We start from the raw sequence: 22,465 nt of genomic DNA, 5'->3' as shown, positions 1-22,465 counted from the left end.
CAATGGCCATAAAACCAGGCTAGCCGCAAAAGCCCATTGGCCGTAGCATCGCCCCATTGTCTAGCCGAGGTACTCCATGCTCATCCCCCACGACCAACTCGAAGTCGACACGCTCACCCGCCTGATCGAGGACTTCGTGACCCGCGACGGCACCGACAATGGTGACGACACGCCCCTGGAAACCCGGGTTCTACGGGTCAGGCAAGCCCTGACCAAAGGCCAGGCGTTGATCGTCTTCGACCCCGAAAGCGAACAGTGCCAACTGATGCTCAAGCACGACGTGCCCAAGCACCTATTCGACTGAACAGGCCTTGCGAGTGGCCTGGGCCTTTTTCCTCTGGATCTTGTCGTAGATTTCGGAGCGATGGACATCGACGTGCCGTGGCGCTTCCACGCCAAAACGCACGGTACCGCCGCTGACCGACAGCACACGGACGGAAATATCGTCACCGATGGAAATCAACTCACCTACAGCGCGGCTTAATACAAGCATGGTTCTTGTCCTTAAGAATGTCTGGACCCTGACCATGCCCGGCCTGTTTCCCGTTCTCAAGACACCCAAGAGAATTCAGTAAGGCCCTACAAGCAAAGTTCTCGTGACTGACGGAAATTTCCTGCAAAACCCTGTCGGATCGCCGGTTATTTCAGGGTGCCGAGAACCGCGGACCGAATAGAATCACACTCGCCCCCAACACGCAGAGCGCCACGCCAATCCAGTCGGACCCCAGTGGTCGCACTCGCTCGACCATCGCCAGCCAGCCGATCGAGGCAACGATATAGATGCCGCCATAGGCGGCGTAGGCGCGCCCGGCATACGTCGCTTCGATGCGGGTCAGCAACAGGGCGAACAACGTGAGGCTGAGCAACGCCGGAACGATCCACCAGGCGCTCTTGCCCTGGCGCAACCACATCCAGAAGGCGTAGCAGCCCGCGATCTCAAACAGCGCGGCGAGAAAAAACCACAGGTAATTGAGCATGCAAATGTCCATCAGGAAGGCCGAATGGCGCCATCCTGAGGACATCGGGCACCCAGGTCAATTGAGGTTTTGCCGGGCCTTGGCGCGCATCTTGTCGGCCATGACGGTCATTTCGTCGTACAGCAACTGCGGATTCTTCTGCTTGAGCGCCCAAGCCATGCGTCCCTGTTCGTGGGGCAGGATCATGAACTGGCCCTGGGCGACCTGCTGGTAGATGTAGTCGGCAATATCCGTGGCGCTGATCGGTGAGCTTTCCAGCAACTTGCCAACCTGGGCCTTCATGGCCGGGGTCGGGCCGCGGAAGGAGTCCAGCAGATTGGTCTGGAAGAACGACGGACACACCACGTGTACACCGATCTCCTGCTGCGCCAGTTCCACCAGCAGGCTTTCCGACAACGCCACGACGCCAGCCTTGGCTACGTTGTAGTTGCTCATGGCCGGCCCCTGCATCAGGGCTGCCATGGAGGCGATGTTGATGATCTTGCCGCGGCTTTTTTCCAATAGCGGCAGGAACGCCTTGCAGCCCTTGACCACCCCCATGAGGTTGATCGCGATCTGCCAGTCCCAATCCTCCAGCGAGAGTTCACTGAAGAAGCCGCCCGAGGCCACGCCGGCATTGTTGACGATGATATCGATGCCCCCGAGCTTCTCTTCGCAGGCCTGGGCGAACGCAGTCAATTGACTGTAGTCGCGCACATCGCAGCGCTGGATGAAGCCGTCGCCACCGGCGGCGCGCACGAGTTTGAGGGTTTCCACAAGGCCTGGCTCGCTGACATCCGACAAGGCCAGGCGCCAGCCTTCGCGAGCCCAGCGCAGCGCGATTTCGCGACCCAGGCCAGAGCCGGCACCAGTGATCATCATGCGATTTTGCATAGCAAACAGCCTTGTTGTTCCGGGAGAGATAGGCCGAGTGTAGCGAAGGCGTTCGACGGACCAAGCTCCATCAGATTGCTGAATGGCAAGGGCAAACCGTAGACGTATAAAAACTTTGAATTTTCTACAAAGCGCTACGGTCAGATTTATTAAGCCGCCCGGATTTAACGCATGCGCGCTGGCAGTTGAAAGTTGTATCACTCCAGAACTGACCAATAAGGAAATCTACAATGGGCACAATTCTCATCATTATCCTGATTCTCCTGCTGATCGGTGGTCTTCCGGTCTTCCCGCACTCCAGAAGTTGGGGTTACGGCCCGTCCGGTATCATCGGTGTCGTGTTGGTGGTGCTGTTGATCCTGCTATTACTGGGCAAAATATAAACCACTAAGTAAGTGCCAAAAAAAAGAGGCCTTTTCAGGCCTCTTTTTTATGCTCGCCGTTTTATCAGTCCGGTTTGCCGTCAACGACGCCAGCGGTGTTATCCAGCAGGCTCTTGGTCGCGGTTTGCAGGAAAGCTTCGAGCTTGAGTTTCATCTCGGCAGCGTCAGATGCATTCTGGATAATTTGCTCATGCGGTTTGGCGCCCAGCTCATAGCGATACATCTTCGGCGCCATTTCCTTTTCCTTCGGAAGCATCAGGACGGTGTCACCATGGATAATCGCGGTGGTCTGATCACTGCCTGACGGCTTGATCACACCAAAACCGGGATCGCCTTGCGGCAGGTTCAGAAGATCACGGCCCCAGCACTGGTTACGCACCTGCCCACCGATACGGCCCATGATGGTCGGCACGATGTCGACTTGAGTGCCCACGGTGTGGCTAAGCTGGCCGAATTTTTCCTGGACGCCCGGGCCGATCAAGAGCATCGGCACGTGGAAACGGCCCAGGTCCATCTCGGTGATCTGGCGTTCGTTGCCAAAGCCATGGTCGCCGACCACCACGAACAGCGTTTCCTTGAAGTAAGGCTCTTTACGCGCCTTCTCGAAGAACTGGCCCAGCGCCCAGTCGGAATAGCGCATGGCGGTCAGGTGTTCGTTCAGGCTGCCACGGTCGGTGACCCGCTCGACCGGCAACGGCGTCGGCAACGCATAAGGGGTGTGGTTGGACAGGGTTTGCAGCAAGGCATAGAACGGCTTGCCGTTTTCCCGCGCCTTGAGCTCGATCAGGCCTCGGTCGAACATGTCCTGGTCGGACACGCCCCAGGTCGGATCGGAGAACACCGGGTTCACGAAGTCGTTACGCCCGATGAACGTGGTCATGCCCTGGCTGCCGAAGAAACCCGACTGGTTGTCCCAGGCGAAATCGCCGTTGTAGACGTACACATCGTCGTAGTTACGAGCGCTGAGCAGTTGCGGCAGCCCCGACAGCTTGTGGCTGCCTTCCGGCGTCTGCATCAGGTATTCGAAACCCGGCAGGTTCGGGAAGCACGCCATGGTGGCGAACATGCCTTGGTGGGTGTGGGTACCGTTGGAGAAGAAACGGTCGAACAACAGGCCTTCCTTGGACAGTTTGTCCAGGTAAGGCGTGATGTTGCCCGGCGCGCCCAGGGCTCCCACCGAGTGACCGGCCATGCTTTCCATGAGGATCACGACCACGTTCTTGATCGGCAGGGTTTTGTCCGCCGGCGGCGTGTAGTCGCGGCGCACGGCGGCTGTCGCGGTGTCCACCAGTTTATCGTCAGGCATCACCAGCATGTCGCGCACGGTCTGCTGTGCCAGCGGTTGCTCAAGGGTGGCTTTCCAGATGTTGTCACGGTCTTCGGACATCCGGCTCTTGGCCGCGGCCACCAGCGACAAGGTGCCGTTGAGGCCCAACTGGTTGGCGAAGTTCGAATCGGTGGTGTAGACGTCGCCCCAGCGCAGGGGCGGCCCTTGGCGCAAGGTGCCACGCGCAGCGGCCACGGCCACCAGCAGGCAAACCATGAACACCGCGACCCGCCCATACCACGGGGCGATCTGGCGGGTGCCGATGGTGCCGCCACTGAACGGCCCACGGGGACGCGTGGCGCGGTCGGCGCCCTTGAACGCCAGGCTGAGGACGATGGTGCCGCCGACCCAGGCCAGCAAGTAGCGCACCACCGGGAAACCGTACCAGAGCATGCTCATCACGGTTTTCGGGTCTTCCTTCACATACTGGAAGACCAGGCCGTTGAGGCGCTGGTGGAATTCACGGTAGAAATCCATCTCCATCAAGCCCAGGAACAGCGCGATGCTGGAAGTGACAGTCAGCCAGAAACGAAAGAACCCACGGGCCGCCATGGCCCTTGCGCTGAACAACGCCAGCAGCAACGGGATGCAGAGGTAGACCACCAGGCGCAAGTCCAAACGCAGGCCGTTGACGAAGGCTTCAACGAAGGTCGAAGCCGGCGTGTCGAGGATCATCTCGCGGTTATAGACCAGCAGCGCCAAGCGCAGCAGGCTGAACATGACCATCATCACCAAGGCACAAAGCAACGTGTAGGCCAGGTGCGATTTGACGGTCGGTTGCAGCAGGCGATGCGTAGTACGCTGCTGACTAAGGGCGTCCGGGATTGCCATGTCGTTTAAGGACCCTATCGGAATTGGAGTGACAAGAAGAAACAACGGCGCGCCCTCTGTTGACCAAAGCCAGGCCTCGGGGCGTGTGCAAATGTGCACAAACGGCTATCGCATTGCCATTAAATAACCGGTGGCGATATGAGCGCAGGGGATTGTCCGCAAGACGTGGTGAAAATTTCGTTCAAAGAATATTCAGAAACACAAAAAGCCCAGCCTGCTGATGCGGATGAGCCGAACACTATTGTGACAAGGGGATTGATTTATCTGTGGGAGCAAAGCTTGCTCGCGATAAAGGCGATGCGGTCTTTCAGAAATCGAGGCGCCTGTTTCGCGAGCAAGCTGTGCTCCCACAGATGCCCCCCTTTGGCTCCAGGGTTCCCGGCGCTTAGTGGAATTGGCGCCCCAAGCCCGCCGGCACGCCTTCGATGGTGGTGTCTTCCCATGGGCCATTCGGGCTGACGGAACGGCTCCAACCGTTGTTCCAGCGATAATAGGTACGCTGGCGATAGAACGTGTTCGTCTGGTTGTCCAGCACATAGACCCCAAGCTTGGCGTCCCAGTGGCTATTGCCACCTGGCGGCGGAGCGAAGCTGGCAGAGGTGCGCGGCAGTGGTTTGGCCGGTTTGTTCGGGATGGCAGGCTTGAGCGGCGGTTTGGACGGGGCCGGTTTGGTGGTCGGGGTCGACGGTGGGATCGGTGGCAGCGGCGCCGAGGGCTCCGACGGACGCTGGACCGCACAAGCGCTCAGGCCCATGACGAGCGTGAGCAGGGTGATACGAGCGATGGCGGTCATGGTGCGAATTCCTGTTATTTGTCCGGGCTGTCGATGGTCAGTTGTTGCGGCGCCGTGGTGCTGCTCGCCAGGGGCTGGCTGCGGCCGATCCACTCACCGGCGGTCGGCTGACCGGCCCGGGAGATGCGCGCCACCAGTTGGACTTCGGGGAAGTTCGACAGTTTCAACTGCGGCATCATTGCGTCCGCGTCACCCAGTTCTACCGTGACCGGCAGATCGGCGACCGTCAGGCGCTTGGCGGCCAGCGGCGCCGGCGGGCCGGAAACGGCGCGAGCGAAGATGAACACGCTGTCGCCCGGTTGCACCTTGGCCTTGAGTGCCGGCGCCAGGTCGACGCGCACCTTGAGCAATGCCGCAGCCTTGGTCACCGGCGCCTGGGCGACCTTGCCGCCGCTGGCTTGCAGCTTCTCGGTGGCGCGGGTGATGCCGCCCTGCAGCGCTTCACGGGACTTGTCACCCTCCGGCAGTTCCACCAGCAGACGCCCCCAGTAATTGATCGCGTCCTGATAGCGTTCACCTTCAAAGGCAGCAATGCCCAACAGGCCGAGGCTGGTGACTTCCTTCGGATCGAGCTTCAACGCTTCGTCGGTCAGGGCCTGGAGTTTGTCCGACCATTTCTTGCCATCGGCAAAATATTGCGCCTGGGCCCATTGGCCCAGCAGTTCGGGTTGACGACCGGCCACCGCCACGGTGCGCTCGAAGAGCTTCGCCGCGTCGGCGGGTCGATCCTGGGCCATGTAGGTACGGCCGAGAAAATACAGGCCCTCGGCGTTATCCGGCTGCGCCGCCACCGCACGCTCCAGGCGCTGGGTCATCTCTTCCATCGACTGCGGCGCCTGGGCGAACTCACGGGTCAACTCGACCTTGTCGCTGGCGCCGAAATGCAGGTACAGCGCCAGGCCCAGCACCGGCACCAGCACGGCGGCGAGCAACGGCAACGGCTTGCCCAACCGGGATTCGCGCGGCGCATCGGCACCCTCGGTGTCGGCGAGCAGTTCACGGGCGGCTTCGGCGCGACCGGTGTCCAGTTGCGCGGCGTTGAGCACGCCCTCCTCCCGCTCGGTCTGCAATTCGGCGACGCGTTCCTGATACAACGCCACGTTGAGCGCGGTACGGTCCTCCTCCAACTGGGCGCGGCGACCACGCAGTACAGGGATCAACAGAAAACTCAGGGCAACCAGAAGAAGCAGACCTGCGGCGAGCCAGAAATCAATCATGCTTGGTTTTATCCAACAGTTGGTCGAGGCGCTGGCGCTCTTCGACAGAAAGCGTGTCCGGGGCGGCCGTGCGCTGGACCCGGCGCCGACGGACGATCACTGCAATGACCACGAAACCGCCAAGCAACAGCCCGGCAGGGCCGAACCAGAGCAGCGCGGTCTTGGAGGACAGGGCGGGGTTGTAACGCACGAACTCACCGTAGCGATCGACCATGAAATCGATGATCTGCTGGTTGTCCTTGCCCTCGCCGAGCATGCGGAAGATTTCCTTGCGCAAGTCGGCGGCAATCGGCGCGTTGGAGTCGGCGATGTCCTGGTTCTGGCACTTGGGGCAGCGCAGTTCCTTGGTCAGTTCGCGAAACCGCTCGCGCTCGCCGTCGTTGGCGAATTCGTAGGTGTCGATGGCGGCATGGGCCACACCGGCCAGGCTCAAACCGAGGATGGCAGCGGCTAACCAGCGCTTCATGGCTTGGCCTCGTCCACCAGTGCCTGATATTTGGCAGCCAGTTTCTCGCGCCAGACCTGTTCGTCGATCACGCCGACGAACTTGTCGCGGATGATGCCCTTGGCATCGATGAAGAAGGTTTCCGGCGCCCCGTAGACACCCAGGTTCAGGCCCAGGGAGCCGTCTTCGTCGCGGATGTCCAGCTGATACGGGTTATGGAACTCGGCCAGCCACTTCAAGGCGTCGGCGTTGACGTCCTTGTAGTTGACGCCGTAGATCACCACGCCGTTCTGGGCCAGCTTGTTCAGCACCGGGTGTTCAACCCGGCAGGAAATGCACCAGGTGCCCCATACGTTGACCAGGGCCGGCTTGCCCAGCAGGTCGGCGCGGGTCAGGGTCCTGTCACCTTGCACCGAAGGCAGGGAAAACTCCGGGAACGGCTTACCGATCATCGCCGAGGGCAACGCGGTCGGATTCAGGTACAGCCCACGATACAAAAACACCGCCATCAACAGGAACAATGCCAGCGGCACCAACATCAACCAACGTTTCATGCAGTGGCTCCCGTCACGCCCAAGGCTTCACGCACCCGGGTTTTCACTTTGACTCGATAACGACGATCCAGCGCCGCCAGCACCCCACCCAGGCCGGTGAGCAAGCCACCGAACCAGATCCAGCGTACGAACGGCTTGACGTGGACCCGCACCGCCCACGCGCCGTCGCCCAGGGACTCACCCAGCGCCACGTAGAGATCGCGGGTGAAACCGGCATCGATCCCGGCTTCGGTCATGACCGAGTTCTGCACGGTGTAGAGACGTTTTTCCGGGTGCAGCACAGTGATTTCCTGGCCGTTGCGGATGACCCGCACGGTGCCTTTGTCGGACGTGAAGTTCGGGCCCTCGAAATGTTTGGCACCCTCGAAAACGAACTGATAACCGGCCAGATCCATGGACTCTCCCGGCGCCAGGCGCAGGTCGCGCTCGGCGCTGTTCTGGCTGGACAGCACCACACCCAGGGCGCAGACGGCGATGCCCAGGTGGGCGATCTGCATGCCCCAGTAACTGCGGGTCAGGGTCGGCAGGCCCTTGATCAGGCCTTTGTGCCGGGTCTTGTCGAAGATGTCCCGCACACCCGCCAGCAACACCCAGGCCGCCAGCACAAACGTCGCCAGCACCGCCCAGTTGAAGTCGCCATACGCCACGCCGGCCACCACGGCCAGAGCGGCCGTGCCCAGCAGCACCGGGGTCAACATGCCCAGCAGCCACTTGACCGGAGTGTCTTTCCAGCGCACCAGCATGCCGATGGCCATCACCACCATCAGGATCGCCATCAGCGGGATGAACAGCGCATTGAAGTACGGCGGCCCGACCGACAGCTTGGCGCCGGACAGCGCGTCGAGCACCAGCGGGTACAACGTTCCCAGCAGGATCATCGACGCGGCCACCACCAACACCAGGTTGTTGCCCAGCAGCAGGGTTTCCCGCGACCAGAGGTTGAAGCCGACCTGGCTCTTGACCACTGGCGCACGCAGGGCGAACAACGTCAGCGAGCCGCCGACCACGAACATCAGGAACATCAGGATGAACACGCCACGTTCAGGGTCCGAGGCGAAGGCGTGCACCGACGTCAGCACGCCGGAACGCACCAGGAACGTCCCCAGCAGGCTCAGCGAGAACGCCGCGATGGCCAGCAGCACCGTCCAGCTCTTGAACACACCGCGTTTTTCCGTGACGGCCAGGGAGTGGATCAGCGCCGTGCCCACCAACCAGGGCATGAACGAGGCGTTTTCCACCGGGTCCCAGAACCACCAGCCGCCCCAGCCGAGTTCGTAGTAGGCCCACCACGAACCGAGGGTGATGCCGATGCCGAGGAAGGCCCAGGCGACGATGGTCCATGGACGCGACCAGCGCGCCCATGCGGCATCGAGACGACCACCGAGCAACGCGGCGATGGCGAAAGCGAAGGCCACGGAGAAGCCGACGTAGCCCATGTAGAGCATCGGCGGGTGAACGATCAGGCCGATGTCTTGCAGCAATGGGTTGAGGTCGCGGCCATCCGTCGGCATCTGCGGCAGGATGCGCTCGAACGGGTTGGAGGTGACGATCAAAAACAGCAGGAAACCGGTGCTGATCATGCCCATCACCGCCAGGACCCGCGCCAGCATCACTTGCGGCAACTGTCGGGAGAACACCGAGACGGCGAAGGTCCAGCCGGCGAGGATCAACGCCCAAAGCAACAGCGAGCCTTCGTGGGCGCCCCACACGGCGCTGAACTTGTAGTACCAGGGCAAGGCGCTGTTGGAGTTGCTGGCGACGTACTCCACGGAAAAGTCATCGGCCATGAACGCATAGGTCAGGCAACCGAAGGCAAACAACATGAAGGCGAACTGCCCCCACGCCGCCGGCTGGGCCAGGCTCATCCACAAGCGGTCGCCGCGCCAGGCTCCGAGCAAGGGCACCACGGCCTGTACCAGGGAGAAACACAGGGCCAGGATCATCGCCAGGTGGCCCAATTCGGGAATAAAGATGCCGGTCGTCATCGATCAGCCCTCCTTCACGGGAGCGGGCGCCGACTGGCCGCTGTCTTTCAGGGCCTTGGTCACTTCCGGCGGCATGTATTTTTCGTCGTGCTTGGCCAGCACTTCATCGGCCACCACCACGCCGTCGGCATTGAGCTTGCCCAGGGCGACGATGCCCTGCCCTTCGCGGAACAGGTCCGGAAGGATCCCGCGATAGGTGATGGTCACGGTCTTGCTGAAGTCGGTGACGTTGAACTTCACGTCCAGCGAATCCCCGGAACGCACCAGCGAACCTTTTTCCACCATGCCGCCGGCGCGGATACGCGTGTCTTTCGGCGCTTCGCCGTTGGCGATCTGGGTCGGGGTATAGAACAGGTTGATGTTCTGCTGCAAGGCGCTCAGGGCCAGGGCGACTGCGGCACCGACACCCACCAGGATCGCAAGAATGATGATAAGACGTTTTTTGCGCAGCGGATTCACTGACCGTTCTCCCGGCGCAGACGACGCGCCTCTTGTTGCAGATACCGCTTGCGGGCCAGGATCGGCACCGCCACGTTGAGGACTACCACTGCCAGGCAAATGCCATAGGCTGACCAGACATACAGGCCATGATGGCCCATGGCGAGGAAATCGCCGAATGAAGCGAAACTCATCGAGCGGCCTCCAGGCTGTTCTGTACTTCGGCCTTCACCCAACTGGCCCGGGACTCGCGCTTGAGCACTTCCAGGCGCATGCGCAGCAACAGCACCGCGCCGAAGAAACAGTAGAAACCCAGCACAGTCAGCAACAGCGGCAGCCACATTTCGACGGGCATCGCCGGTTTTTCGGTGAGGGTGAAGGTCGCGCCCTGGTGCAGGGTGTTCCACCACTCCACCGAGTACTTGATGATCGGGATGTTGATCACACCGACAATCGCCAGCACGGCGCAGGCCTTGGCGGCACTGTCACGATTGCTGATGGCGTTGCCCAGCGCAATAAGACCGAAGTACAGGAACAGCAGGATCAACATCGACGTCAGTCGCGCATCCCAGACCCACCACGAACCCCAGGTCGGTTTGCCCCAGATAGCCCCGGTGACCAGCGCCACGGCGGTCATCCAGGCGCCAATGGGGGCGGCGCATTGCAGGGCAACGTCGGCCAGCTTCATCTTCCACACCAGCCCGACCACACCGCACACCGCCAGCATCACGTAGACGGACTGGGCCAGCATCGCCGTGGGCACGTGGATGTAGATGATGCGGAAGCTGTTGCCTTGCTGGTAGTCCGGCGGTGCGAAGGCCAGGCCCCAGACTACGCCAAAACCAATCAGCACCAACGCAGCAATGCTCAACCATGGGAGCAGTTTGCCGCTGATGCCGTAGAACCATTTGGGTGAGCCGAGCTTGTGAAACCAGGTCCAGTTCATTGCTGTTTCCATCACGGTTGCGGCTCGCCATCGCGAACCGCCGGGTCAGCCTTTACTTCCGAAGAAGTGGTCAGTTTTTGACCTGGCCTCGTTATTATTCGCCGACGCTGATTTTCAGGCCAGCGGCTATTGCAAAGGGTGTCAGGGTTATCGCCAGGGCGGTCAGGCTCCCAAGCCACAGCAGATAACCGGTCGCGGGCATCCCTTGCAAGGCCGCTTGCAAGGCACCACTGCCCAGGATCAAGACTGGGATATACAACGGCAGGATCAGCAGCGCCAGCAACAGGCCGCCGCGCTTCAAACCCACCGTCAATGCCGCGCCCACCGCACCGAGCAGGCTCAGCACCGGCGTGCCCAGCAGCAGCGACACCAGCAGCACCGGCATGCACGCGCCGGGCAGCCCCAGCATCATCGCCAGCAACGGCGAGAGCAGCACCAGCGCCAGCCCGGAAAAAACCCAGTGTGCCAGTACCTTGGCCAAAACCAGAAGGGCCAGGGGGTGCGACGAAAGGACCCACTGCTCCAGTGAACCGTCTTCGAAATCACTGCGGAAAAGCCCGTCCAGCGAGAGCAGGACCGATAAAAGCGCGGCCACCCAGACCAGCCCCGGAGACAAGGTTTGCAACAATTGAGTCTCCGGACCGACCGCCAACGGGAACAGCGCGATGACGATCGCGAAGAACACCAGCGGATTGGCCAGTTCGGCCGGACGACGGAACAGCAGGCGCGCCTCGCGGGCAAGCAACAGGCCAAACACACTCATACGGCCCAGTTCCCCAGATCAATGTTGCGATAACCGGCCGGCATTCGCGCCAGCGTGTGGTGGGTGGTCAAGAGCACCATGCCGCCGTTTTCACAGTGCCGGGCCAGGTGTTCCTCGAGCTGCGCGACGCCCTGCTTGTCCAGGGCGGTGAATGGTTCGTCGAGAATCCACAACGGAGGGCTGTCCAAGTACAGCCGGGCCAGGGCCACGCGGCGTTGCTGGCCGGCGGACAGGGTGTGGCTCGGCACGTCTTCGAAGCCGCGCAGCCCTACCGCCGCCAACGCCTGCCAGATCGCCTCGCGGCCGGCCGGCGTATGCAATGCGCAGAGCCAACTGAGGTTTTCTTCGGGGGTCAGCAAGTCCTTGATGCCGGCGGCATGGCCGATCCAGAGCAGGTTGCGGGCCAGTTCGCTGCGCTGGCTGTGCAAAGGTTGGCCATTGAGCAACACCTGGCCTGCGGTGGGCTGCATCAATCCGGCCAACAGGCGCAGCAGGCTGGTCTTGCCGCTGCCGTTGGGGCCACTGATTTGCACCATATCGCCACGCGAGAGTCTCAATTCGAGATTTTCGAAAAGCAGTCGCAAGTCTCGCTCACAGGCGAGGCCGACGGTTTGCAGGAGAGGATTGCTCAAGGGATCGCGGGCCTTATACGGTTCAAGTCGGCGGTGCAGCGGCCGTTAAAGAGGTGCAGCATAGATGCTTTGACGACCTGTTCCACAGAGCTGCGTCAAACAATTGCAAGGTTTTCGCCACTCCCTGAAAGACGGGCGGCATTATACATGTGATGCCCTACGCTAAAGAGGGCTTATTTTCCCAAGGTAAGACCGCAGATGACAGGCGACATGAACATCCTGCCGCTGCCCCAGGCCACGGCAACGACGCGTATGCCGGCGGTCAGTGGCGAGCTGCTCAAACTGCTGGTGCCGACCGAAGGCCTGATCAGCTCGGGCCAGACTGCCCAGGCCGAAGTGCTGTCACTCAAGCAGGCCGACCAGACTTTCCAGCTGCTGCTCAAGGTCACCCTGGAGAGCGGCCGCCAGACCACCGTGCAGGCCACCAGCACCCAGCCGCTCCCCCAGGGCACCAGTCTGGCCGTGACCCAGCCGTCCGCCAGCAACCTGGCGATTGCCGTGCAACAGGCCGTCGCCTCCAGCGTCGCCACCCTCACCCGAATCGACACCGCGCAGTTGCCGGTAGGCACCCTGCTGCAAGGCAAAGTGCTGACCAGTCAGGCGTTGCCGCAGCTGCCAGGGCAACCGTCGGTGTATCGATCGTTGGTAAGCTTGCTCAACACCGCCCAGGCGGGTAGCACCCTGGACATCGACAGCCCCCAACCGCTGCGCATCGGCACGCTGTTGAGCGCCCAGGTGCAAGATGCCCAGACGCTGAAGTTCGTTCCGCTGAGCAACCGCCAAGAGCAATTGGCGGTAAGCCAGCAACTGGTCACCCAAGTGAGTCGCCAAGGCTCGCTGGACAGCCTGATCAGCGCCCTGCAAAACCTGCCGGCCACTGACGACACCGGCACCGAGCTGCGCGCCGCGGTGACTCGTTTGCTGGCTGGCCTGCCGGATGTCCAGCAACTGAGCACACCCAAGGGTTTGGCCCAAGCCATGGTCGCCAGCGGCGTATTCCTGGAAAGCAAATTGCTCGCTGGGCAACCACCGAGCCTGGCGCCGGACATGAAAGGCGACCTGCTGAAACTGATCGCCCAACTGACACCGGCCCTGCCCGCCTCCACCAACCTCGGCGCCATCATTGCCGCCAATACGCTGGCCCAAGTCCTGCCGAGCTTCGTCCGCAGCGCCCTGGGGATGCTCGGCCAGGTCAGCGCCAAGCCGCAACCCACCAGCTTCCCCCTGCCCTCGCGCCAGATGAAAGGCCAGGACGAAGAAGGCGACCTCGAACACCTGCTGCGCCTGGCCGCTGCCGCCGTGTCACGCTTGCAAAGCCATCAATTGTCGAGCCTGGAGCAGACCGGCCTGACCGACGACGGTCGGCTGATGAGCACCTGGCAATTGGAAATCCCGATGCGCAACTTGCAGGACATCGTGCCGTTGCAGGTCAAGTTCCAGCGCGAGGAAACCCCGCCCCGGGAGCAGCCAAACGAGCGCAGGGAAGAACGCGAGCCGAAACAGCAGCTCTGGCGGGTGGAACTGGCATTCGACGTGGAACCGCTCGGCCCACTGCAGGTTCAGGCCCAGTTGCTCAGCGGCAGCCTCTCCAGCCAGTTGTGGGCCGAACGGCCGTACACCGCGAGCCTGATCGAAAGCAACCTGACAGCCTTGCGTGAGCGCCTGGTGACTTGTGGCCTGAACGTCGGCGACCTGGACTGCCACCTCGGCACCCCGCCCCAAGGCCCCAAGACTCGCCTGGAACAACGCTGGGTGGACGAAACCGCATGACAACCCACACCGAACCCCGCCAGGCCATTGCCCTCAAGTACGACGGCCACCACGCCCCGACCCTCACCGCCAAGGGCGACGAAGCCCTGGCTGAGGAAATCCTGCGCATCGCCCGGGAGAGTGAAGTACCGATCTATGAAAATGCCGAGCTGGTGAAGTTGCTGGCACGGATGGAATTGGGGGACAGCATCCCGGAGGAACTGTACCGCACGATTGCCGAGATCATTGCGTTCGCCTGGAACCTCAAGGGCAAGTTTCCCCAGGGCTACGACCCGAATGCGCCGAGTGTCGAAAAGGATGTGACCGACCGCGGCGACGATTATTAATCACAGCCACCTGGACTAATGCCTGTCAGTTAGGAGCAAACGGCATAATCCTGTGGGAGCAAAGCTTGCTCGCGATAGCGGCAGAGTCGCCAATATTGTTGTCGGCTGGCTTACCGCAATCGCGAGCAAGCTTTGCTCCCACAGGTTTGCTGTTTAACTGACAGGTATTAGCCACCTGGGCTGCGTTTTGGGTTGAAAATGATCAATCTGCAAGCCCCAGAAAAACCTGTGGGAGCGAGCCTGCTCGCGATGGGGCCCTGTCAGTCAATATTGAGAGACTGACACACCGCTATCGCGAGCAGGCTCCCACATTGGATTGGGGAGAATGCGTTCAGCCGCCCTTGTGCAGCTTGCTCATCAACTCCGCCTCGGCCTGGGTCAGGCCGCAGGCTTGGGTCAGTTCGTCGACGCTGGCGCCCATGCCCACCAGGCGGGCGGCCTGGGCGAAGGACAGGCTGGAGGGGTCGCGCTGTTCCAACTGGGCGAGTTTATCCGGCAACGGCGCGACCACGGCACGCAGCTCATGGAGCGCTTCGCCCATGCGCACGGTGCCGTTCTGGTAATCGTCGACGCGCTTGGCCAGGTCCTTGATGCGCTGGTCGCGCAACGCATCGCCCTGGGCCTGCTGAGCGGCGATCTGCCGCTGGCCACGTATGTACGCCAAGAACATCGCCAGCGTGCCTGCCCAGAAAAGGAACAGGACAATGACTGCTACCTCAAGAATCAAATCAGATACTCTCCAGTTCCGACCACTCTTCTTCGCTCATCATCTTGTCCAGTTCAACCAGAATCAACAACTCGTTGTTCTTGTTGCACACGCCCTGAATGAACTTGGCGGATTCTTCGTTACCCACGTTCGGCGCAGTCTCGATTTCCGACTGACGCAGGTAAACCACTTCGGCGACGCTGTCGACCATGATGCCAACCACTTGCTTGTCGGCTTCGATGATGACGATCCGGGTGTTGTCGCTGATCTCGGCATTCATCAGGCCGAAGCGCTGGCGGGTATCGATCACCGTGACCACGTTGCCACGCAGGTTGATGATGCCCAGCACGTAGCTCGGCGCACCCGGAACCGGGGCGATCTCGGTATAGCGCAGCACTTCCTGAACGCGCATCACGTTGATGCCGTAGGTTTCGTTATCGAGCTTGAAGGTCACCCATTGCAGAATCGGATCTTCAGAACCCTTTTGAGACGACGCCTTATCATTCATACCCTGACCCCTCGAAAAACCGCCTGTGGCGGCGTGTATTCTGTCCGGCGACGCTGTGCGCCACCGGTTGTCTTATTTCGGTTTCTGGACCGGCTTGCTGCCGCCCAGGTGTTTTGCCCCGCCGCTGGCGATCAGCTCCGCCAGCTCGGAAACGTCCAGCAAGGCGCACATGTGCTCGATCACCGTACCGGCCAGCCATGGCCGTTGCCCTCGATGGCTGCGCCACTTGATCTCGTTCGGGTCCAGGCGCAGCGAACGGCTGACCTGATGCACCGCCAAACCCCACTCGTAACCCTGCACCGAAATCACGTATTGCAAGCCTTGGCGAAAGTCATCGCGATAACGGTCCGGCATGACCCAGCGCGCCGTATCCAATACCTTCAGGTTGCCGGCCTGGCTCGGCAGGATCCCGAGGAACCATTCCGGCTGGCCAAACAACGGCGTCAATTCCTGCCCGGCCAGGGAATAAATCGATCCCAGGCATACCAGCGGCACCGCCAGGGTCAACCCGGCCACATCGAACAACAAACACTCGAACGGCTCGGCAGCCCAGGCCGGACGGTCGTCGCCCGGCACCGGTGGCGGCGGATTGCTCGGCGGCAGGTGGATTTCCACCACCGGCGTCACCAGGCCTTGTAGCAGCGGGGCAACGGTCGAGACCGACGCCAGGATCGGCGCAGGCGCGTCCATGACCGCCACCTGAGGCTTGATAAACGGCGCCTCGACCGCTGCAGCCACTACTGCTTTCTGTGCGTCACGGGCCTGCTCTTCGAGCACGGCCGCTTGAAATTCATCCAGCACACCCTTGGCTTCGACGTGCTCGGGCAACGCCTCGATCACGCTTGGCGGCGGTGGCAATTCTTCGGTCGCTTCCTGCAACAGCCCGTCCAGATAGGACTGCAGGGCCATTTGCGGACGCGAGGTTGTCTTTATCGGGCGGCTCATAGGAACAGTGCGCCACTTGAAGAGGTTATCGGCATGAATGCGGTAGGACTTGAGCGCTCGCAAGCGAACACGATGCCAGTGGAAAACCTCGTCACTTAAGCCACCTGCTGCGGAACAAGCTGCTGGGCCAGCAGGTGCTTGAGCAGCGCCCGGTAAGCCAGCACGCCACGGCTCTTGCCATCGAATTGCGATGGGGTCACACCGGCGCGGCTGGCGTCCCGCAGGCGGGTATCAACGGGGATATAGCCTTGCCAAATGTCCTCCGGGTACTTGTCCCGCAACACCCGCAGAGTGCCCAGGGACGCCTGGGTGCGACGATCGAACAAGGTCGGCACGATGTTGAAGGCCAGCGTCTGCTTGCGCGAGCGGTTGACCATCGCCAGCGTATTGACCATGCGTTCCAGGCCTTTGACCGCCAGGTGCTCGGTCTGTACCGGGATCACCAACTGCTGGCTGGCCGCCAAGGCATTGACCATCAGCAGGCCCAGCAACGGCGGGCTGTCGATGATTGCGTAATCGAAATCCTGCCACAGCTGCGCCAGACTCTTGGCGATCACCAGACCCAGGCCGCTCTGCCCGGGCGACTGTCGCTCCAGGGTGGCGAGGGCGGTGCTCGACGGCAACAGGGAAATCCGCTCGTCGCTGGTGGATAACAGCAACTGCCCCGGCAGGCCCTCGGGCACTACGCCCTTGTGCAGGAACAGGTCGTAGTTGCTGTGCTCCAGGCTGTCAGGATCGTAGCCGAAATAGCTGGTCATCGAGCCGTGGGGGTCCAGATCGACGATGACCACGCGCTTGCCCGCCTCGGCCAGCAACCCGGCTAAAGCGATGGAAGATGTGGTCTTGCCCACACCACCTTTTTGATTGGCGACTGCCCAGACTCTCATTCGGATCGTTCCTCCCGGCCGAAACAGGCTCGACCGAGAAATAGCTCGGTTATAAAGCGGGTGACGGAGAATTGACGGCACTCTGTCTTCCCGGCGACTTGACCGGAGCCGGTGCAGTTTGTGTGCCAGCCCGCTTCAATGCCGCATCCGGAGTTGCATTGGTCGTACCGGTACCGGTCAGGCTGCGACGCACATCCAGGTTACGCGACACCACCAGCACCACCCGCCGGTTGCGCGCGCGCCCCTCGGCAGTGGCGTTATTGGCGACCGGCTGGAACTCGCCGTAGCCCACCGAGGCCAGGCGACCAGGCTTCACGCCCTGCATCGCCAGCATGCGCACGATGCTCGCCGAACGGGCCGAGGACAGTTCCCAGTTGGTCGGGTACTGCGCGGTACGGATCGGCTGGTCGTCCGTGAAGCCTTCGACATGGATCGGGTTGTCGAAGGGCTTGAGGATCGCCGCGACCTTATCGATGATGTTGAACGCCATGTCGCTGGGCATGGCGTCGCCGCTGCCGAACAACAGACTGGAATTGAGTTCGATCTCGACCCACAACTCGTTGCCGCGCACGGTCATCTGGTTGGAGCTGATCAGGTCACCGAACGCCGCGCTGATATCGTCGGCGATGCTTTTCAACGGATCGCTACTGCCGGCGATACCGGCCTCGACCTGCTCGCTGTCCTTGACCAAGGGCTTGGCCGGGGTCGTGGTCTTCGGCCGCTCCTCACCGATGGGGATAGGCTTGAGGGCGCGGTCGGAGTCGGTAAAGACACCGATCAATGCCTCGGAAATGACTTTGTACTTACCTTCGTTGACCGACGAAATCGAATACATGACCACGAAAAAAGCGAACAACAGCGTGATGAAGTCGGCGTAGGAAACCAGCCAGCGTTCATGGTTGACGTGTTCTTCACGATGCCTGCGACGTGCCATGCTCCATATCCCCCATTAGTCCATGAAGCCTTGCAGCTTCAACTCAATGGAGCGTGGGTTTTCACCTTCGGCGATCGACAGGATCCCTTCCAGCAGCATTTCGCGATAGCGCGACTGGCGCAACGCGATGGACTTGAGTTTGGCCGCGATGGGCAGCAGCACCAGGTTGGCACTCGCCACGCCGTAGATCGTGGCGACAAACGCCACGGCGATGCCACTGCCCAGTTGCGACGGATCGGCCAGGTTGCCCATCACATGGATCAGGCCCATCACCGCACCGATGATGCCGATGGTCGGCGCGTAGCCGCCCATGCTTTCGAATACCTTGGCCGCCTCGATGTCGCGACTTTCCTGGGTGTAGAAATCCACCTCCAGGATGCTGCGGATGGCTTCCGGCTCGGCGCCGTCCACCAGCAATTGCAGGCCTTTGCGTGAGTAGTTGTCCGGTTCGGCATCGGCCACCCCTTCCAGACCCAGCAGGCCTTCCTTGCGCGCGGTCAGGCTCCAATTCACGACACGATCGATACCACCAGCCAGGTCGACACGGGGCGGGAACAGAATCCAGATCAGCACCTGCATGGCGCGCTTGAAAGCGCTCATGGGCGACTGCAACAGCGCTGCGCCAACGGTGCCACCGATCACGATCAACGCCGCCGGGCCGTTGGCCAGGGCGCCCAGATGACCGCCTTCCAGATAATTGCCGCCAATGATGGCGACGAACGCCATAATGATGCCAATCAGGCTGAGCACATCCATTAAATGCAGGCCTCGACCAGGTGTCTACCGATGTCGTCCAATCCGTACACCGCATCGGCAAGATCGGCTTTTACGATGGCCATTGGCATGCCGTAGATCACACAACTGGCTTCGTCCTGGGCCCAGATTGCACTGCCGCCCTGCTTGAGCAGGCGCGCGCCTTCGCGACCGTCGGCGCCCATGCCGGTGAGCACCACCGCCAGAACTTTGTCACCGTAGGACTTGGCCGCAGAACCGAAGGTAATGTCCACGCAAGGCTTGTAGTTCAGACGCTCGTCGCCCGGCAGGATTTTCACCGCGCCCCGGCCATCGATCATCATCTGCTTGCCACCCGGGGCCAACAACGCCAGGCCTGGACGCAGGATGTCGCCATCCTCGGCTTCCTTGACGCTGATGTTGCACAGCTTGTCCAGGCGCTCGGCAAACGCCTTGGTGAACGCTGCGGGCATGTGCTGGATCAGCACGATGGGGGCCGGGAAGTTGGCCGGCAACTGGGTCAGGACCCGCTGCAGTGCCACCGGGCCACCCGTGGACGTGCCGATAGCGACCAGCTTGTAGGCTTTGCGCTTGGGTGCTGGTGACGAGGCACTGGCAGGCGCCGTCGAGCGAGCCGGCGCAGGTGCCGGGGCGCTGCGTACCGGTGCCGGATTGAAACTGCTCGATGCAGTCGGCGTCGGCGACGGTGCCGGGCTTGGCGCCGCAACAGGGGTTGGCGCCGGTGCGCTGTAGGCACCGACACGGCGGTTGCTGCGGGAAATGCTATGGACTTTTTCGCAGAGCAACTGCCGGACCTTGTCGGGGTTGCGCGAAATGTCTTCGAAGTTCTTCGGCAGGAAATCCACCGCCCCGGCGTCCAGCGCATCGAGGGTCACTCGGGCGCCTTCGTGGGTCAGGGACGAGAACATCAATACCGGCGTCGGGCAGCGCTGCATGATATGCCGCACGGCCGTGATGCCGTCCATCATCGGCATCTCGTAGTCCATGGTGATCACGTCCGGCTTGAGAGCCAGGGCCTGATCAATCGCCTCTTTGCCATTGGTCGCGGTACCGACGACCTGAATACTCGTGTCCGCCGAAAGAATTTCCGAGACGCGGCGGCGGAAAAACCCCGAATCGTCCACCACCAGGACTTTAACTACCATAAACACTCCGTTAGACGAGGCGCGGCCCTGGGCCACGCCCCTCCAGAATCAAATACGCCGGGCGGCGTAACGCTTGAGCATGCTTGGCACATCGAGAATCAATGCGATGCGGCCGTCGCCGGTGATGGTGGCGCCGGACATGCCCGGGGTGCCCTGGAGCATCTTGCCCAACGGCTTGATGACCACTTCTTCCTGGCCCACCAATTGGTCGACGACAAAGCCGATCCGCTGGGTGCCCACCGAAAGGATCACCACATGGCCCTCGCCCTGCTCTACATGAGCAGCGGAGCTGACCAACCAGCGCTTGAGGTAGAACAGTGGCAGTGCCTTGTCCCGTACGATCACCACTTCCTGGCCGTCCACCACGTTGGTGCGCGACAGGTCGAGGTGGAAGATCTCGTTGACGTTGACCAGCGGGAAGGCGAATGCCTGGTTGCCCAGCATCACCATCAGGGTCGGCATGATCGCCAGGGTCAACGGGACCTTGATGACGATCTTCGAGCCCAGGCCCTTGGTCGAGTAGATATTGATCGAACCGTTGAGCTGGGAAATCTTGGTTTTTACCACGTCCATGCCCACGCCACGGCCCGACACGTCGGAGATCTCGGTCTTGGTCGAGAAACCTGGGGCGAAGATCAGGTTGTAGCACTCGGATTCGCTCAGGCGGTCGGCGGCATCCTTGTCCATCACACCGCGTTTCACCGCGATGGCACGCAACACGTTCGGGTCCATGCCTTTGCCGTCGTCGGAGATCGACAACAGGATGTGGTCGCCCTCCTGCTCGGCGGCCAGGATCACCTTGCCGCCACGAACCTTGCCTGAAGCTTCGCGTTCCTCCGGCGACTCGATGCCGTGGTCGACTGCGTTGCGCACCAAGTGGACCAGCGGGTCGGCCAAGGCCTCGACAAGGTTCTTGTCGAGGTCGGTCTCTTCACCCACCAGTTCCAGGTTGATTTCTTTCTTGAGCTGGCGAGCCAGGTCGCGAACCAGGCGCGGGAAGCGCCCGAAGACTTTCTTGATCGGCTGCATCCGGGTCTTCATGACCGCGGTCTGCAGGTCTGCCGTGACCACGTCGAGGTTCGACACGGCCTTGGACATGGCTTCGTCCTGGCTATTGAGGCCCAGGCGCACCAGACGGTTACGCACCAGCACCAGTTCGCCGACCATGTTCATGATCTCGTCCAGGCGTGCGGTATCGACCCGAACGGTGGTCTCGGCTTCGCTGGCCGGTTTGTCCGCTGGCGCAGCCGCCGGAGCACGGGCTGGCGCCGGGGCAGCAGCAGCGGCAGCGGCAGGCTTGGCGGGCTCGGCCTTCGGTTCCGGAGCCTTGGCAGCGGGTTTTGGCGCAGCCTTGGCCGCCGGCGCAGCCGCAGTGGCGGCAGCAGGCGCAGCAGAAGCCGTACCGACTTCGCTGAACTTGCCTTTGCCATGCAGCTCATCGAGCAGGGATTCGAATTCGTGGTCGCTGATCAGGTCGCTGCCCGCGGCAGCGGCGGCGGGCTTGGCCGGCGTCGGCGCCGAAGCGATGGCCGAATCCAGTGCGTCAACGGCAAAGGTGCCCTTGCCATGCAACTGATCGAGCAACGCTTCGAATTCGTCGTCGGTGATGTCCGAGCTGTCGCCTGCGGCTTTCGGCGCGACGGGGGCCGCCGCCGGGACCACGGCATCAGGCGCGAACTGGCCCTTGCCATGGAGCTGGTCGAGCAGTGACTCGAACTCGGCATCGGTGATTTCATCGCTGCCCGCCCCATCGGCGGCCGGCGCTGCAGGTGCAGAAGGTGCAGCCGGTGCCTCGGCCTGGGCCTTGACGGCATTCAGCGAGTCCAGCAGTTGTTCGAATTCGTTATCGGTGATGTCGCCCGATTCCTCGGCGACCGGTTCTTCAACCACGGCCTCGGCAACCGGAGCGGCTTCGTCAGCCGATTGCGGCTCGGCCAGACGTGCCAGCGCGGCGAGCAACTCAGGGGTGGCAGCGGTGACCGGCGAGCGCTCACGCACTTCGCTGAACATGCTGTTGACCGCATCCAGCGCTTCGAGCACCACGTCCATCAATTCCGAATCAACGCGGCGTTCACCCTTGCGCAGGATGTCGAACACGTTCTCGGCAATGTGGCAGCACTCCACCAGCTCATTGAGCTGGAGGAAGCCGGCGCCTCCTTTTACAGTGTGGAAACCGCGAAAAATTGCATTGAGCAAGTCCGCATCATCTGGCCGGCTTTCCAGCTCGACCAGTTGCTCAGACAGTTGCTCTAGAATCTCGCCGGCCTCAACCAGGAAATCCTGAAGGATCTCTTCATCGGCGCCGAAGCTCATTAATGGCTGCTCCT

Annotated in this window: 26 protein-coding genes; 4 read left to right on the top strand and 22 right to left on the bottom strand. The window is 61.8% G+C overall.

All coding sequences use genetic code 11. The features are described 5' to 3' along the window. Positions 1-76 precede the first annotated feature (76 nt). Complete coding sequence (locus AD662_RS08505) at positions 77-304, top strand: YheU family protein (RefSeq protein WP_003199186.1); 228 nt, start codon at positions 77-79, stop codon at positions 302-304. Here the strand turns inward: AD662_RS08505 and csrA are convergent. The 3 genes from csrA to AD662_RS08490 form a co-directional block, all read right to left on the bottom strand. Further along, on the bottom strand, positions 293-493 hold the full coding sequence (gene csrA, locus AD662_RS08500; protein ID WP_018606525.1) for a carbon storage regulator CsrA: 201 nt from the start codon (positions 491-493) through the stop codon (positions 293-295). The two genes, AD662_RS08505 and csrA, sit on opposite strands and share 12 nt — an antisense overlap. A 151-nt stretch (positions 494-644) precedes the next feature. Further along, positions 645-977 (bottom strand): YnfA family protein, encoded by a 333-nt coding sequence (locus AD662_RS08495; RefSeq protein ID WP_024618193.1) that lies wholly within the window; start codon positions 975-977, stop codon positions 645-647. 57 nt (positions 978-1,034) lie between these two features. After that, positions 1,035-1,850 (bottom strand): SDR family oxidoreductase, encoded by an 816-nt coding sequence (locus tag AD662_RS08490; RefSeq protein ID WP_018606529.1) that lies wholly within the window; start codon positions 1,848-1,850, stop codon positions 1,035-1,037. A 230-nt stretch (positions 1,851-2,080) separates the two neighbouring features. Between AD662_RS08490 and AD662_RS28275 the strand changes: the two genes are divergently transcribed. Further along, positions 2,081-2,233 (top strand): DUF3309 family protein, encoded by a 153-nt coding sequence (locus tag AD662_RS28275; protein ID WP_018606531.1) that lies wholly within the window; start codon positions 2,081-2,083, stop codon positions 2,231-2,233. 64 nt (positions 2,234-2,297) lie between these two features. Here AD662_RS28275 and AD662_RS08485 read toward each other — a convergent pair whose 3' ends face one another. From AD662_RS08485 to ccmA, 11 genes are all read right to left on the bottom strand, one after another. Next, positions 2,298-4,391, bottom strand: coding sequence for an LTA synthase family protein (locus AD662_RS08485; protein WP_053186583.1), 2,094 nt, complete (start codon positions 4,389-4,391; stop codon positions 2,298-2,300). 385 nt (positions 4,392-4,776) lie between these two features. Then, positions 4,777-5,184 (bottom strand): hypothetical protein, encoded by a 408-nt coding sequence (locus AD662_RS08480; RefSeq protein WP_018606535.1) that lies wholly within the window; start codon positions 5,182-5,184, stop codon positions 4,777-4,779. Between the two features lie 14 nt (positions 5,185-5,198). After that, positions 5,199-6,401 (bottom strand): c-type cytochrome biogenesis protein CcmI, encoded by a 1,203-nt coding sequence (gene ccmI, locus AD662_RS08475; protein WP_053186580.1) that lies wholly within the window; start codon positions 6,399-6,401, stop codon positions 5,199-5,201. Then, positions 6,394-6,867, bottom strand: a complete 474-nt coding sequence (locus AD662_RS08470; protein WP_018606539.1) for a cytochrome c-type biogenesis protein — start codon at positions 6,865-6,867, stop codon at positions 6,394-6,396. The genes ccmI and AD662_RS08470 overlap by 8 nt, the downstream gene beginning before the upstream one ends. Continuing rightward, positions 6,864-7,400, bottom strand: coding sequence for a DsbE family thiol:disulfide interchange protein (locus AD662_RS08465; RefSeq protein WP_053178514.1), 537 nt, complete (start codon positions 7,398-7,400; stop codon positions 6,864-6,866). Before AD662_RS08465 ends, AD662_RS08470 begins: the two co-directional genes overlap by 4 nt. Next, positions 7,397-9,385 carry a heme lyase CcmF/NrfE family subunit gene (locus AD662_RS08460; RefSeq protein WP_024618188.1) on the bottom strand — a complete coding sequence of 663 codons (1,989 nt, stop codon included), beginning with the start codon at positions 9,383-9,385 and terminating at the stop codon, positions 7,397-7,399. Before AD662_RS08460 ends, AD662_RS08465 begins: the two co-directional genes overlap by 4 nt. Before the next feature lie 3 nt (positions 9,386-9,388). Further along, entirely contained in the window at positions 9,389-9,844 is a 456-nt protein-coding gene (gene ccmE, locus AD662_RS08455; protein ID WP_014337191.1) for a cytochrome c maturation protein CcmE, read from the bottom strand. After that, positions 9,841-10,017, bottom strand: coding sequence for a heme exporter protein CcmD (gene ccmD / locus AD662_RS08450; RefSeq protein WP_014337190.1), 177 nt, complete (start codon positions 10,015-10,017; stop codon positions 9,841-9,843). The genes ccmE and ccmD overlap by 4 nt, the downstream gene beginning before the upstream one ends. Further along, a complete protein-coding gene (locus AD662_RS08445; protein ID WP_053186577.1) occupies positions 10,014-10,769 on the bottom strand; it encodes a heme ABC transporter permease in 756 nt (251 codons plus the stop codon). Before AD662_RS08445 ends, ccmD begins: the two co-directional genes overlap by 4 nt. Before the next feature lie 94 nt (positions 10,770-10,863). Then, on the bottom strand, positions 10,864-11,532 hold the full coding sequence (gene ccmB / locus AD662_RS08440) for a heme exporter protein CcmB (protein ID WP_003199151.1): 669 nt from the start codon (positions 11,530-11,532) through the stop codon (positions 10,864-10,866). Then, positions 11,529-12,164, bottom strand: a complete 636-nt coding sequence (gene ccmA / locus AD662_RS08435) for a cytochrome c biogenesis heme-transporting ATPase CcmA (RefSeq protein WP_024618187.1) — start codon at positions 12,162-12,164, stop codon at positions 11,529-11,531. Before ccmA ends, ccmB begins: the two co-directional genes overlap by 4 nt. A 198-nt stretch (positions 12,165-12,362) precedes the next feature. Between ccmA and fliK the strand changes: the two genes are divergently transcribed. After that, complete coding sequence (fliK, locus tag AD662_RS08430; RefSeq protein ID WP_053186574.1) at positions 12,363-13,934, top strand: flagellar hook-length control protein FliK; 1,572 nt, start codon at positions 12,363-12,365, stop codon at positions 13,932-13,934. Then, complete coding sequence (locus AD662_RS08425; RefSeq protein WP_003199146.1) at positions 13,931-14,260, top strand: EscU/YscU/HrcU family type III secretion system export apparatus switch protein; 330 nt, start codon at positions 13,931-13,933, stop codon at positions 14,258-14,260. The genes fliK and AD662_RS08425 overlap by 4 nt, the downstream gene beginning before the upstream one ends. 331 nt (positions 14,261-14,591) lie before the next feature. Here AD662_RS08425 and AD662_RS08420 read toward each other — a convergent pair whose 3' ends face one another. From AD662_RS08420 to AD662_RS08385, 8 genes are all read right to left on the bottom strand, one after another. Then, a complete protein-coding gene (locus tag AD662_RS08420; RefSeq protein ID WP_003183966.1) occupies positions 14,592-14,987 on the bottom strand; it encodes a DUF2802 domain-containing protein in 396 nt (131 codons plus the stop codon). Position 14,988: 1 nt separating this feature from the next. Continuing rightward, the gene (locus AD662_RS08415) at positions 14,989-15,474 is read right to left on the bottom strand and encodes a chemotaxis protein CheW (RefSeq protein ID WP_003199144.1); all 486 of its coding nucleotides are present in this window, start codon (positions 15,472-15,474) and stop codon (positions 14,989-14,991) included. 72 nt (positions 15,475-15,546) lie between these two features. Further along, positions 15,547-16,419 (bottom strand): CheW domain-containing protein, encoded by an 873-nt coding sequence (locus tag AD662_RS08410; protein ID WP_053186570.1) that lies wholly within the window; start codon positions 16,417-16,419, stop codon positions 15,547-15,549. A gap of 95 nt (positions 16,420-16,514) precedes the next feature. Continuing rightward, positions 16,515-17,306, bottom strand: coding sequence for a ParA family protein (locus AD662_RS08405; RefSeq protein WP_014337183.1), 792 nt, complete (start codon positions 17,304-17,306; stop codon positions 16,515-16,517). A gap of 49 nt (positions 17,307-17,355) precedes the next feature. Then, positions 17,356-18,240 carry a flagellar motor protein MotD gene (gene motD, locus AD662_RS08400; protein ID WP_018606552.1) on the bottom strand — a complete coding sequence of 295 codons (885 nt, stop codon included), beginning with the start codon at positions 18,238-18,240 and terminating at the stop codon, positions 17,356-17,358. Positions 18,241-18,255: 15 nt separating this feature from the next. Beyond that, complete coding sequence (locus AD662_RS08395) at positions 18,256-18,996, bottom strand: flagellar motor protein (RefSeq protein WP_018606553.1); 741 nt, start codon at positions 18,994-18,996, stop codon at positions 18,256-18,258. Further along, positions 18,996-20,138 carry a protein-glutamate methylesterase/protein-glutamine glutaminase gene (locus tag AD662_RS08390; RefSeq protein WP_053186568.1) on the bottom strand — a complete coding sequence of 381 codons (1,143 nt, stop codon included), beginning with the start codon at positions 20,136-20,138 and terminating at the stop codon, positions 18,996-18,998. Before AD662_RS08390 ends, AD662_RS08395 begins: the two co-directional genes overlap by 1 nt. 48 nt (positions 20,139-20,186) lie before the next feature. Further along, positions 20,187-22,451, bottom strand: a complete 2,265-nt coding sequence (locus AD662_RS08385) for a chemotaxis protein CheA (protein ID WP_053186565.1) — start codon at positions 22,449-22,451, stop codon at positions 20,187-20,189. Between the last annotated feature and the right edge of the window lie 14 nt (positions 22,452-22,465).

It is taken from the genome of Pseudomonas kilonensis, assembly GCF_001269885.1.
GTDB lineage: Bacteria > Pseudomonadota > Gammaproteobacteria > Pseudomonadales > Pseudomonadaceae > Aquipseudomonas > Aquipseudomonas kilonensis.
The sequence above is the reverse complement of the archived record's forward strand: the minus strand, read 5'-3'. Positions and strand labels throughout refer to the sequence as shown.